Here is a 13,524-nt window from a genome sequence, read left to right on the forward strand (position 1 = left end):
GCTTTTCTTTTTTTCGCGCCGCTTACAGCGTGCGCACCGAATCGCGTTCCACCAGCTCCGGTGCAAATTTCACCGTCGCCGCATATTTCTCCTGTTTGATCAAACGGAGCAGGTTCGAAGCCGCCGCCTTGCCGAGCTCCGCTTTCGGATGCGAGAACGTCGTCAGCGCAATCGCCGAATTGACGCTCAGATCCGAATTATCGAAGCTGATCAGCGAAAGGTCTTCCGGTATTTTCTTGCCGCTGCGTTCCAAAAGGCTGATGATCTTGGCGGCAATCATGTCGTTATAACAGATGATCGCGCTGCAGCCGTCGATCCGTTCGAGGAGGCGCTGCGCAAACGCAGCTTCGGAAAACATCGGCATGTCTTCCGTCGTATACCAGATCACGTGCTCGTCGGACATCACGAGGCCGTTCTTTTTCAGCCATTTCGCACAGCCGCTGTAACGCAGATGCCCCTGTATATCGTCCGATTTGAAAATGCCCGCGATGCGCGAATGCTTGCGCTCGACCAGATATTTCGCCGCCGCTTCTCCGCAGGCATGATCGTCCATCGCGACGAAGGGGAAGGAAAGATCCGCATAGTAACCGTTGATAAAGATGCAGGGGATGCCCTGTCTTTTGATCTGTGCGTACAGATCCGCATTGATGTTCGGCAGACCGCTCTTGGTTGGCTCGATGATAATCCCGTCCACGCCGTTTTTCAACATCGCGGCTAAAATTCGCATTTCGTTTTCCACTTTGTTGTGCGTGATCGACAGCTGCATCGAATAGCCGTTTTGCGTCAGCACATTGTCGATCCCCTTGATGATGCTCGGAAAGATATAGTCATCAAGATACGTCGTGATGACGCCGATGCTCATCGTGACCGCGTTCGCCGCTTGGGTCGCCGAAGCGATGTACGTCCCGCTGCCGCGCCTTCGCGCAAGCAGACCTTCGCTTTCCAGGATGCTGGTCGCCTGCCTTACCGTCTGTCGGCTGATCTTGAACATGCTCCCCAGCTCATTTTCTGATGGCAATCGATCGGCTATGCAAAAATCACCGCTGCGGATCCGCTCTCTTATCCAGTTCACCAGTTCTAGATATTTGGGGTCATTTTGCTTGGTCATACCCTATCCTTTCCTTGCGCCATCCGATCCCGCTGCCTGAATCCCGAAAGACGCCTATGCATTCTTACGCTTATTATATAAGTCGACGGTGACTGCCGCCAGCAAAACAAGTCCTTTGACTACGCGTTGGATATCAATCGACCAGCCGATCAGCGACATGCCGTTGTTCAATATGCCCATGATCAAAGCGCCGATGACCGCGCCGGAAATCGTTCCGATGCCGCCTTGCACCGCCGCGCCGCCGATATAACAGGCCGCGATCGCGTCAAGCTCGAAACTGTCGCCCGCTTTCGGCGTAGCCGACGCATTGCGCGCCGCAAGGACAATCCCCGCCAAACCTGCCAGCAGCCCCATGTTCGTATACACCCAAAACATGACTTTGTCCGTATTGATGCCCGACAACCGCGCCGCATTCACATTGCCGCCAACCGCATAAACCTGCCGTCCGGCCACCGTCTTGTCGGTAATAAAAGAATACACCAGAATCAGCACTAACATCAATAAGAGAACAAACGGCAAGCCCATATAAACGGCCAACTTGTAGGTAATAAAATTCAAGATCCCGATAATGACAGTCAGTTTAACGATCGGTTGCCAAATCGGCAAGACCGCAAAATGATGCTTGATCTTATTCCGCCGCGAACGGATTTCCAGCAACACCAGTACAACAGACACCACGATCCCGGCAACCAGCGCCAGCAATTCGACTCTTGTACCGCCCACTTGCATAAACACTTGCGGCAGATAACCCGCGCCGAACTGCGTGAACTCCTGCGGCAACGGGCCTTTGGTCTGCCCATTCAGGATGACCATCGTAAAACCGCGGAACAATAACATGTTCGCCAGTGTAACGATGAAAGGCGGAACCTTCAAGACTGCAATGAAAAAGCCTTGCCACATGCCGATCAGCACGCCCATGACCAGTACGACTGCAAACGTGACCGGTATCGAGATATGATAATCGACGACCATAATCGCCGCGGCCGCACCGCAGAAGGCCACGACCGAGCCGACCGAGAGATCGACATTCGCAGTCAAGCAACATAATAGCATGCCGATCGAAAGAATGACAATATAACTGTTTTGCATCACCAGATTATTGATGTTCATCGCCGCCGCATTTTTCCCGTCCGATAAAACGGTGAATATCACATAAATCAAAAACAAGGCGATCATCATGCCATATTGCTTTAAATTGCTCATCGCCGCTTTCTTGGGCTGAGCCGGAACATTGTGCAAAGTCGCGGTATTTTCTGCCGTATTGCTCATTGCGCCATTTTCTCCCTTCCAATATGCGTCATAATATTCTTCATGATCCGTTCCTGGGAAAACTCCGCTTTTTCCAGTTCGCCGACAATTTCCCCTTCATTGATAACATAGATTCTGTCACAAATACCGAGCAATTCCGGCATCTCCGAAGAAATCACGATAATCGCCTTTCCTTCATCCGCCAGAGAATTAATGACCTTATATATTTCATATTTTGCGCCGACGTCAATGCCGCGCGTCGGTTCATCCAACATTAGCACGTCTGGATTGGACAACATCCATTTTGCCAGAACCACTTTCTGCTGATTGCCGCCGGAAAGAGAGCCCACTGCTTGTTCGATCGAATTCGCCTTAATGTTGATTTTTTTCTGATACTCTTCGGCAGCATGGATCTCTTCATTTTCATCAATCACATTCCGTTTGGAAAATCTCGATTCCAAACTTGCCAGCGTCATATTCCACTTCAAATCATTGGGCAGTACCAGCCCATATTTTTTGCGATTTTCCGAGACATAGGCAATCTTGTGGTTAATCGCCTGTTTTATACTGTTTAACTGTATGGGTTGCCCGTTCTTTATAATGCTGCCCGATATATTTTCCCCATACGCCTTGCCAAATAAACTCATGGCCAGTTCCGTCCGTCCCGCGCCCATCAATCCGGCCAAGCCTACCACTTCGCCGCTGCGCACATACAGTGAAATATCCTGCAACACTTTGCGCGTCAAATCATCCGGGCTGTACACGTTCCAATCCTTCACTTCAAACACAACGTCGCCGATTTTACTGTCACGCTCCGGATAGCGGTTGGTTAATTCCCGGCCAACCATGCCTTTGATAATCCGATCTTCTTCAATCTCTTCCTCGCTCTTCTCGATCGTTTCAATCGTACGCCCGTCACGAATGACTGTGATCGCATCGGCAACCCGACTCACTTCATTCAATTTATGTGAAATCATGATGCATGTAATGCCTTGCTGTTTTAGCGCCAGCATGATTTCCAGCAGAATATTGCTTTCTTCATCATTCAATGCCGCTGTCGGTTCATCCAAAATCAAAAGTTCCACTTTTTTAGCCAAAGCCTTCGCAATTTCAATGAGTTGCTGTTTCCCCACGCCTAACGTGTTGACCATCTGGCTTAAATCTTCATTATCCATGCCGATCTTGCGCAAGACTTCCCGCGCACGCCGATCCGTCTCATCCCAGTCAATTACGCCCGGCATCGACTTCACTTCATTGCCGAGAAAAACATTTTCCGCAATCGAAAGATACGGAATCAACGCAAGCTCCTGATGGATAATAACAATGCCCTTTTTTTCGCTGCTGCGAATCGTATTGAATTTGCATACCTCGCCCTTGTAAAGAATATCGCCGCTATACGATCCATGTGGATAGACGCCCGAAAGAACATTCATCAACGTCGACTTTCCCGCGCCGTTTTCGCCGCACAGTGCATGGATTTCGCCTTTCTTAATACTAAGATTGACGTCATCCAACGCTTTAACGCCGGAAAACTCCTTGGTGATATGCTTCATCTCCAAGATAATGTCCGCCATGCCTTTTGCTCAGCTCCCTTATAATCAGCGGGCGGAAAACGCTCTTGCCGCTTTCCGCCCCCCGATACGTTTAATGTCGCCTATTGAAGATCGGTCTTCTTATAGTAACCCGAATCGATCAGTTCCTTTTGGATGTTTTCTTTATCTACAGGAACCGGCGTGCACAGATAAGACGGAACCATTTTCTTCTTATTGTTGTAAGAAGTCGTGTCGTTTATCTCAGGCTGGCCGCCTTCGAGTACGGCCTGTACCATCTTGACGCATTTGTCAGCCAACACGCGCGTATCTTTGAAGATCGTCATCGACTGTTTGCCCGACATGATGTTCTTCGAAGCCATCAACTCCGCATCTTGCCCGGTAATAAGCGGCCATTTTTGGCCCACTTTGTAGCCTGCGCCTTCCAGTGCGGCGGCAACGCCGTAGCTGATGCCGTCAAACGGGCTGACTACGATGTCCAGGTTCTTCCCGGTGCTGTAATAACCGGACAGGATGTCTTCCATGCGTTTTTGTGCAACTTCCTGCGACCAACGCAACGTACAGATCGTATCGAACTTGGTTTGTCCGGACACGCAGACCAGCTGGCCTTTGTCCAGGTAAGGCTTCAGGACTTCGAACACACCTGCGTTCAGGAAATGCGCATTGTTGTCATCCGGCGATCCGGCAAAGAACTCGATATTGTACGGGCCTTTGCCTTCTTTCAGACCCATCTTGGTTTCGATATATTTACCGATGGCAACGCCTACGCCCTTATTGTCGAACGTCGCGTAATAAGAAACGCTGTCGGTGTCCATCAACAGCCGGTCATACGCGATGACAGGGATGTTGTTGCTTTTCGCCTGTGCCAGGACATTGACCAATGCATTGGAGTCGATCGCAGCGACGACCAGGCAGTTTGCCCCGCCGGTGATCATGTTCTCGAGCTGCGATACCTGCGCCTGCACATCATCCTCGGCGTATTGCAGGTCCACCGTGTAACCGAGTTTCTCCAGTTTCTCCTTCATGTTCTTACCGTCTTGAATCCAACGCTGTGAAGACTGCGTCGGCATTGCGACGCCGATCTTCTTGCCGCCTGCCTTTTTCGCGCCGTCGGCCGCCGGTTTTTCCCCGCTATTGCCGCACCCTGCCATGACCACTAAGAACAAACAAGATAATAGCACCGCTACGAGTTTCTTACATTTCATCTGCGCATTCCTCCTGAATTAATAAATTATTCCTTTCCTGGCCAGCCGAGAGAATCATCGAATGTTTCAGCCGCTACTTCTTTTCGCCTCCTCGCTTTGCAGAACTGCCATCCCTCTCCCTTTGTTCCCTGCGCCCGGTCAGAATGAAATACCCCGTAATTCAACAAGCCCTCCACCGCAAACATCTTACAACTATTTATTCATTCTTCACATTTGTCATACAACTTACTTTAAATTTACTACTGCTGTCTGAAAATTGCAAGTAGTTTTACTATAAGATTGTTTTTGAATGAACAGAAAAATAAGAGCAACGGATTTTTTGTCCGTTGCTCTCTCTTTTGTTTTTTAAATTATGCTTTTTCTACGCCAAACGCATATTTCGTCATTGTCGAAAAGACTTGCTCCTTCGTCAGGACACAGGAGGGGAAATCTTCGTGATGAATCGCATCCGGAAAGCCCTGCGTTTCGAGGCAAAGCCCCGCATAGCGGCACGTCTTTCCGGCAGAGACCGCCAGACCTTCGGGGATGTAGTTTCCGGTGTACAGCACGACGCTTGGCGCATCCGTCTCGATCGTCAGCTTGCGACCGCTCGCCGCATCATAGAGCCTGATCTCGCCGTTGTTGTGACTGTCGAGGACGAACGGATGGTCATAACCGCTGCCGACCTTGCGGTTCCGCTCATCCTTGTCGTTTAGGCCGTCGGCGATCCTGCGACCCTTTCTGAAATCGAAAACCGAGCCGGACACGTCGCAGCGTGTTCCCGTCGGCAAGAGATCGTCGGTCAGTTCCAGATAGCGACTGCTGTCGAGCGTCAGGACATGCTGCCCGATCTCGTCTTTCAGATCGCCGCTTAGATTGAAATAGCTGTGATTGGTCGGATTCAAGAGCGTCGTCTTATCCGTTTCTCCCCGGTAGCGGATGATGAGCTCATCGTTCTCCGTCAGCGTATAGCGAACCTTCATCTGCAGCGTTCCCGGATAGCCGTCCTCTTTGTCCAGGCTGATATGCGAAAACTCGATGCTCTCGCCATCCTCTTCGTGGAGAACCTTCGCATCCCAGAGCGCCTTGTGAAAACCTTTTTCCCCGCCATGAAGATGGTTTGCCCCATCGTTGGCCGCCAGAGCGTAGCGCACACCCTCCAGTTCGAACTGCGCCCCTTTGATCCTTCCGGCGACCCTGCCCAGGACGACGCCCGCGTAAATCGCGTTTTCCTGGTATCCGGCCAGATCCGAAAAACCAAGGACAACATTCGCGAAGACCCCGTTCCGATCCGGCGTCACGATCTTAGTGATCGCACAGCCGTAATCCAGACAGGAAACCTGCATCCCGTTCCTGTTCTCGAGCGTATATTCATAGACCGCTTTTCGCTTCGTTTCACCAAATAACCGTTTGCTGACCGTCATGCTTTTCCTCCCGTTCTGCTCACCCTCAAAATTCTTCAGCTACGTTTTCTCTCCTTACACCGATTCCGCATCCAAAGCAGACAATCCTGCCGCCAGGGCGAAATGCGCAGAAAATAAAACTTAGCCTGCCTTTGGGGTCACATTCATCTTAGCGGCGCGCTCTGCGATTACCCGCCGCAAATTGGTCATTGCAGCCCGCCACTGAATCATCCCTACGCTCGGCGTCTTCATCATCTGCTCCGCTTTTTCAAGCATAAGAACACCGATGCTGTCCGGGACAACCGCCCGATGATCGATTTGTCTTTTTTCCAACTCAAACCGTCTGGAATAAACTCTGTATTGGCCTTCTTTATTGCTCTTATATATATACATTTGATAATTTCCCGCTGAAAGCAGCCTTGAGCGATATTGGTCAAACCAAATTAAATCCTCATCATCGACCGTTGCGCCAACCCAAACCCACCTGTCATCTCCATCCAGCTTGTTCAGCCAGTTTGCCTCTGTTCCCAACAAATAATCGGTCAGTGCCGCAAAAAACAATTCATTCATGGAATGCGGCGCAAACGAATCATCCGTATGCGGCCACACCTTTTGCTGCGCATTATAATAGACTTCCTGCGCTTGTGTACATTTCACCTCGCGATCCGCACTTACCTCAAATCGCAGTTTCTTCAAACTTTCTTTTATATTTTCCGTCTCGGAAACATACTCGCATTTAAACCAGGCGGTTATGTAGCGCGCGTCGCCAACCTTTTCCGCTTTCAGGCTGGAAGCATCGACATAATAAGCGGCTTTTTCCGTAGACCCCAGCCATTGCCACTCCGCCGCTTCTACCGAACCTCCAAGCACCTGCAGCACGAACAGGCACAGCATTAAAATTCTTAGCATCCCCTGTTGCTCCCCTCGTTTTTCTCGACGCAAGATGGATCATTTTCGCCGCGCTTCCTTATACGGCCTTTTTTCCCTACTCCAAAGCGTTTCGCCTGCGCATAAGATAGCCCTTAAACTGCGGCACGGTGAAATCGACTTCGCCCGCTCCGGCGGAATAGATAAAACCTTTATGGATCAACTGGTTTCGAACCGGCGAAAGACTTTGCACGTTGCTCTCCATTTTCAGCGCAATTTGACTCATCGTGCAAGGCAGCGCCTCGCATTCGGCCATCGCCAGCATAAACGTCTTTTCTTTCGGCGTGGCTCTGTCGTAACGCACCTTAAAAAAGCTGTCGTCAATGCTCTTTTCAAATGCCGCATAGGCGGCGTCCACAGCGGACAGGCTGATTTCTTGTTTCGTGCGAAACTCCCAGACCTGTTTGCCGTATTCCTGAATGAAATAAGGATAGCCGCGCGTCACTTGGACGATTTTCTTTACGGCGTCCTTGGTATACGAAACGCCAAGCACTTTGGCAGGTTCCGTGAGCGCCAGCCAGGCCGCTTCCTCTTGCAGCGAGTCAACCGAGACAAAGCTGAAGAGCCGCTCCGCATACGATTTGATATCGCCGGCCATTTTCGTCACCTTCGGCAGCCCCGCGCCAAAAAGCGCAAGCGGCAAACCTTTTTGGTTGCAGCGATGAACGGCCGCGATCAAGGCTTCGAATTCCTCTTCTTTTAAATACTGGATTTCATCAATAAAAAGACAGACCGCCCGCTGATTCTTCTGCGCCAGCGAGCCCAGCGCGACAAACAGTTCCGTCAGGTCGTTTTGAAAATTCCCCGTATCCGATACGCCAACCGCCGCTTCGATTTCATCCTTTAAACCGAAGCCGATCTCGCCCTCCGGCGAATACGTGATTTGAAACGCTTTCAGTACCGCAAACGTCTTGTGTAAAAAACTTTTCGCCTGTTCCTTCGTGCTGGTCTGCTGCATCAGCTTCTGCACGTGAAACGCAATCGCCGCCTTAAAGGAAGAGCGTTCCGACACTTCGATGTGTTCATAAAGGACATCGTTTGCTTCGGCAATTGACTCTATCTTATTCAACAAAACAGTCTTGCCAACGCCGCGCAAACCGTAATAAACAACCGAGCGCGTAGGATAGCCCTGCGCCATGGCCGCAATCGATTCCGCAGCTTTCTTGAGCATCTCTTCGCGTCCGGCTAAATAACCCGGAATAAGCCCCGCCCCGGGCGTATAAGGATTCGGCAGCATCGTATCCGCTCCTTTTAACCTGATTCTCTTTTTATTATATATGATGCATGAAACGAACCGCAATTTTCGTTTTATCTCCGCTTATAACGCAAAAGCGCCTGCACAGAAAAACGAGGTCAGCGGATTTTTTGTTCCGCTGGCCCCGTTTCTTATTGTATTCACTTTTTCACTGCCTTCACACAATCTTTTCAAGAGGTAGCCACAACCTTATCTGCCCCAGATGCGCACAACGTCTTCCGGCCCGGCAAGCTCGCGTCCCATTGCGTTCGCGATGGCCGCGATTCGTTCAACCAAGGCTTCGTTGGTCGCCAGCACGCCTTTGCTGTAATAGATATTGTCTTCGATGCCGACGCGCACATGTCCGCCGAGCGCCATCGCCATTACGGACAAATTCACATGCTGCGGCCCAATCACCGAAACGCTCCAGACGGCGTCGGGCGGCAAACTGTCGTATAGAAAAAATAAATTCTTCGGCGTTGCCGGTAATGAACCTTTTACGCCTAATACGAAATTAAAGAGCAGCGGCCCTTTTAAGAGTCCTTCTTTTTGCAAGCGAATCGCATTGTGAATCATCGCCGCGTCAAACACTTCAATCTCCGGTTTGATGTTTTGCTCCAGCATCGTTTTTGCCAGATACTCCACCAGTTTCGGTTCATTCGCATTGACGCTGGCAGGAAAATTGGACGATCCGGTGGACAAACTGCCTGAGAGCGGACGCAGCTCCAGTCCCTCCGCTCTCGCCTCGCCGGACGTTCCGCCGCGCGCGCCCGTTGAAATTTGCGTTACGATGGGGCAACCTGCCTCATCCAGCAAACGCAGGATTTCCGCAAAATATATCCGCTCGCAAGTGGGCGCGCCTTCTGCATCGCGCGCATGAATATGGGCAACCGCTGCGCCTTTTTCGTAGCAGGCGATAAGATCCTCCGCAATCTCAAGCGGGGTTATCGGCACATGCGGCGTCATCGCTTGGGTGGGTACGTTCCCCGTTGGCGCAATTGTGATTATCAGTTTTTCCATTTCATTTCACCTTCCGTTTGCATATACTTAAATCGTTTTGCCAAACGCAGTAAAAGCGTCCCGCATGGCCGCGACTAATTCATCCGCCTGGTCTTTCGTAAGAATCAGCGGCGGCGTTACAAGAAACTGATCGCCGTTCACGCCGTCCGCATTTCCCGTGCCGGGATATACGATCACGCCATGTTCCGCCAGAGTCTGCGTAAGGCGCGCCGCCATCCCCTTGGCCAGCGGATAGGGTTCCTTGCTTGTTTTGTCTTTGACGATTTCCACGCCGAGCAGCAGCCCTTTGCCGCGCACATCGCCGACAAACGGGAACCGCAGCAACGTTTCTTTCAGCCGGTTCAGCAGATACGCGCCGACAGTGCGGGCATTTGCCGCAATCTTATCTTTGATCAACACCCGAACAACCGACAACGCCACCGCGGCGGACAGGGGATTGCCGCCGTAGGTATGCCCGTGCACAAAAACGCCCGAGCCTTGTTTAAAGGCATCATAAATCTTTTGCGAAGCAATGACCGCTCCCAGCGGCGAATAGCCTGCGCTCATCCCTTTGGCCGCGCAGATCAAATCCGGCACGACCTCAAAATCATCGATCGCAAACAGCGAGCCGGTGCGGCCAAAACCCGCCATCACTTCATCGTCAATCATCAGGATGTCGTATTGGTCGCAAATTTGACGCACGATTTTGCTGTAATTTCGATGCGGCACAATCGCGCCGCACGCGGCTCCGCCTACCGGTTCACTGATAAACCCCGCGACGTACTCCGCGCCTTCCGTCTTGATGCAGCGCTCCAAATCCTGCGCGCACTCGACGCCACAGCTTTCCGGCTTCTTGTCAAACGGACAACGGTAACAGTAGGCTGGCGCAATATGCGGAAAGTCGAGCAGCAGCGGCGTATATTTTTTACGGCGTCCATCGCCCGTCATCGACAGCGCGCCGAGCGTGTTACCGTGAAAACTTTTCCAGCGTGAAATGATTCTGTATTTTGAGCTTTGCCCGTCGCGCTCCACGTAGTACTGACGCGCCATTTTCAGCGCCGACTCGGTCGCTTCCGACCCGCCCGACACCAGATACAACTTGCTCAGATCGCCCGGCGCTACTTCCGCTACCAAGTCCGCCAATTCCTGAATCGGTTTGGATGTCCAGCGCGACAAATGGCTAAAGGCCACTTTGCCTGCCTGTTTCATCATCGCCTCCAGCACAACCGGATGCGCATGGCCGAGATTCGATACAGCCGCTCCCGAAGCCGCATCGATATAGCGTTTACCTGCGGTATCATACAGATAAATGCCTTCTCCATAGTCGACTTCCAGCAGCTCTTTATTGACGGCGCGATAAAATACATTGCTCATTTTCCTGGCCTCCGTTGCTAGACTTAAATTTTTCCATAGTATATCATCTAGTTATCAAGATAAAAAACGATTGTTTTATATCATTTCAATCACTTTTTTATATACCTGATAAGGAGTGAGCTTATGGAATTACGTCAGTTGCAAATTTTCTGCGCCTCGGCCCAGACGCTTAACTTTACCAAGGCCGGTGCAAAGCTGGGCTATGCGCAGTCAAACATCACCAGCCAAATCCGGCAGCTGGAGGACGAACTGCAAATAAAATTGTTCGAACGTCTGGGGCGCGGCATCCAACTGACAAGCGAAGGCAAAAGCTTTCTGCAAAATGCCGAAAAAATTTTGCAGTTATGCGAACGCGCCAAAGAAGAATTTTCACCCGACGTCTATCGGGGTACGATCCAGATTGGCGCTGCCGAAACGCTCTGCGTCTATCGCCTGCCGCAGATTTTAACAACCTATCGCAAACAACATCCGCTAGTCGAAATCCGCATCCATACCGAAAGTTGCGAAACGCTTTCTGCACGGCTTAAAAGCAATGATATCGATGCCGCCTTGGTCTTGACCGATCAAATCAGCGCTCCCGATTTCATCGTGAACACGCTGCACGAAGAACGCATGGCCATTGTCGCAAGCCCCTTGCACAAGCTGGCCGCGAAAGAAACCATTTTGCCTCAGGATTTTTCCGGCGCGTCTTTGATCCTCACTTCGCCCGGCTGCGGCTACCGGCCCTTAATTCTTTCCATGCTCAAAGAATATGACGTGAAACCAAGCTCGATCATGGAACTCTCCAGTGTCGGCGCGATCAAAGAGTGTACGATTTGCAACCTCGGCCTTTCCATCCTGCCAAAAATCGCCGTCCAAAACGAATTGGCACGCGGACAGTTGGTCGAACTCCACTGGGGCGGCCCTGCCTTCCCGGTGAAAACGCAACTGCTCTACCATCGCGAAAAATGGCTCACGCCCGCACTGCGCGCTTTTTTAGACCTCTGCCGCAGTCTATAAAAAATAGACATGTTGGCCCTGTTTTTATTTGAATTGGTAGTAGAAACGAAAAAACGGCTTACGACATAATGCCGTAAACCATTGATTCAGCTAAATGTTTATGATGTTTTTTTGTGAATGTCTTTTGAATGGAAATTTTGCTACATAGCTTTTATCGGCCTATTCTCTCAATATAATTTCGTGATCTTCGCTCTTTATATTCTACTGAATAAAAAACACATCAAATAAAGCATAAATGATGCTATGGTATGTATGAAAACAGCTATACTAAATCGTTTGAATTTATCATAAAACCAATTCACAAAAAAAGATAATCCAATATAATACACCGCTGGAACACCGGTGTGGATTGACGCAAAGAACAGTGAACATATTATATATGCCCATCTCTTGCTATAAGACTGTAAAGAATTAAATAGAATAAGAAAAACACCTGCTTCACAGGCTATATTTCTTAAAATCATCAACATACTTTGTATATATCCATTTTTACTTGTAAATTGAATCACCTCAGGTGGAAACTCTTTAGCAAACTCCACACATAGCCACGCGGTTACACTAACATAAATAGACATTGCCACTAATACTTTTAAAAAAATCTTAGTTCTAAAAACACCTATATTTTTTTCAATCCATTCTTTATAAGACTCTTTGTAAGCGTTATCTATACATTTTCTTTGGTTAATAATCATTAAATAAGCACTTATGCTTGCCGCGTACATAAAAAATCTTATCAACTGTGTATTAAAAAATATGTCTGTACCAATCCCTAAAAATATATTTATGATGGCAACAATAAAAACATCTCCTTTTGTATAAGAATACTCTTCACTCTGACCTTTACTCATCATGTTTTTATCTGCCCTTTCTTTTGCTGCAAACACGGGGATGGTTCGATTTTTCATTTTAGATTTAAATAAGGGACGCCAAAGAACGATTCGTCTCGTTTCCTGCTTCAAATATTAGGCCCATCACCTTTATAGTGCATGCTTGTATGAACTTTATTATAATCTAAAGAAGTAATTACAAATATACACTCTTTTTTAACAAAAAGTAATGAACCAGCATTATCCACTTTATCAAACTTCCATCCCTTCTCTTTTAATTCTTCTTGGTAATATTTTTCCATATCTTCCTTTCCCATCTCAACTGAATAATCAGTACTAATCCATATACGGGTAATTTTGCTACTGACTGTTTCATTTATTTTTTTTGCATTTGGTGGAGGATTAATATTGGCATACTCCTGTTTCATATTTGCCTTACGATCCTGATAAACTGATGGATTTATAAGCAAATCACCTAAAACTTGAAAAGCTGGAATAGCGAAGCTAATTACAAAAATAATAGCAACTATGCATTGAACTACACGATGTTTTTTCCACATAATTGTTACTCCTAGTTATTCTTAAGATTAAACAAATAGACTGTTCTCTTTTCTTCCTTCACGCTTTTATTGACAGCCCCTTGGCATTAGTACACTTCAAAGAAAAACTTG

12 protein-coding genes are annotated in these 13,524 nt (G+C 49.0%); 1 reads left to right on the forward strand and 11 read right to left on the reverse strand.

Annotated features, from left to right (window positions below):
* Positions 1 to 22: 22 nt before the first annotated feature.
* The 9 genes from QTL79_RS07480 to QTL79_RS07520 all read right to left on the reverse strand — a co-directional run bounded on the left by QTL79_RS07480 (position 23) and on the right by QTL79_RS07520 (position 11,027).
* Positions 23 to 1,108 (reverse strand): GntR family transcriptional regulator, encoded by a 1,086-nt coding sequence (locus QTL79_RS07480; protein WP_346354340.1) that lies wholly within the window; start codon positions 1,106 to 1,108, stop codon positions 23 to 25.
* 54 nt (positions 1,109 to 1,162) lie between these two features.
* Positions 1,163 to 2,377, reverse strand: a complete 1,215-nt coding sequence (gene mmsB, locus QTL79_RS07485; RefSeq protein WP_346354341.1) for a multiple monosaccharide ABC transporter permease — start codon at positions 2,375 to 2,377, stop codon at positions 1,163 to 1,165.
* Positions 2,374 to 3,930, reverse strand: coding sequence for a multiple monosaccharide ABC transporter ATP-binding protein (gene mmsA, locus QTL79_RS07490; RefSeq protein ID WP_346354342.1), 1,557 nt, complete (start codon positions 3,928 to 3,930; stop codon positions 2,374 to 2,376). The genes mmsB and mmsA overlap by 4 nt, the downstream gene beginning before the upstream one ends.
* 80 nt (positions 3,931 to 4,010) lie before the next feature.
* A complete protein-coding gene (chvE, locus tag QTL79_RS07495; RefSeq protein WP_346354343.1) occupies positions 4,011 to 5,111 on the reverse strand; it encodes a multiple monosaccharide ABC transporter substrate-binding protein in 1,101 nt (366 codons plus the stop codon).
* A gap of 350 nt (positions 5,112 to 5,461) precedes the next feature.
* Complete coding sequence (locus tag QTL79_RS07500) at positions 5,462 to 6,514, reverse strand: aldose epimerase family protein (RefSeq protein WP_346354344.1); 1,053 nt, start codon at positions 6,512 to 6,514, stop codon at positions 5,462 to 5,464.
* A gap of 120 nt (positions 6,515 to 6,634) precedes the next feature.
* Positions 6,635 to 7,402: a hypothetical protein gene (locus QTL79_RS07505; RefSeq protein WP_346354345.1), complete on the reverse strand. Its 768-nt coding sequence runs from the start codon at positions 7,400 to 7,402 to the stop codon at positions 6,635 to 6,637.
* A gap of 76 nt (positions 7,403 to 7,478) precedes the next feature.
* The gene (locus QTL79_RS07510) at positions 7,479 to 8,657 is read right to left on the reverse strand and encodes an AAA family ATPase (RefSeq protein ID WP_346354346.1); all 1,179 of its coding nucleotides are present in this window, start codon (positions 8,655 to 8,657) and stop codon (positions 7,479 to 7,481) included.
* A 207-nt stretch (positions 8,658 to 8,864) separates the two neighbouring features.
* A complete protein-coding gene (locus QTL79_RS07515) occupies positions 8,865 to 9,674 on the reverse strand; it encodes a beta-keto acid cleavage family enzyme (protein ID WP_346354347.1) in 810 nt (269 codons plus the stop codon).
* Positions 9,675 to 9,701: 27 nt separating this feature from the next.
* The gene (locus tag QTL79_RS07520; RefSeq protein WP_346354348.1) at positions 9,702 to 11,027 is read right to left on the reverse strand and encodes an aspartate aminotransferase family protein; all 1,326 of its coding nucleotides are present in this window, start codon (positions 11,025 to 11,027) and stop codon (positions 9,702 to 9,704) included.
* A 123-nt stretch (positions 11,028 to 11,150) separates the two neighbouring features.
* Between QTL79_RS07520 and QTL79_RS07525 the strand changes: the two genes are divergently transcribed.
* Positions 11,151 to 12,026 (forward strand): LysR family transcriptional regulator, encoded by an 876-nt coding sequence (locus QTL79_RS07525; RefSeq protein ID WP_346354349.1) that lies wholly within the window; start codon positions 11,151 to 11,153, stop codon positions 12,024 to 12,026.
* A 194-nt stretch (positions 12,027 to 12,220) separates the two neighbouring features.
* Here QTL79_RS07525 and QTL79_RS07530 read toward each other — a convergent pair whose 3' ends face one another.
* Entirely contained in the window at positions 12,221 to 12,985 is a 765-nt protein-coding gene (locus QTL79_RS07530) for a CPBP family glutamic-type intramembrane protease (RefSeq protein WP_346354350.1), read from the reverse strand.
* Positions 12,982 to 13,413, reverse strand: a complete 432-nt coding sequence (locus QTL79_RS07535; protein WP_346354351.1) for a hypothetical protein — start codon at positions 13,411 to 13,413, stop codon at positions 12,982 to 12,984. The genes QTL79_RS07530 and QTL79_RS07535 overlap by 4 nt, the downstream gene beginning before the upstream one ends.
* Between the last annotated feature and the right edge of the window lie 111 nt (positions 13,414 to 13,524).

The organism is Azotosporobacter soli, assembly GCF_030542965.1.
Taxonomy (GTDB): Bacteria; Bacillota; Negativicutes; order SG130; family SG130; genus Azotosporobacter; species Azotosporobacter soli.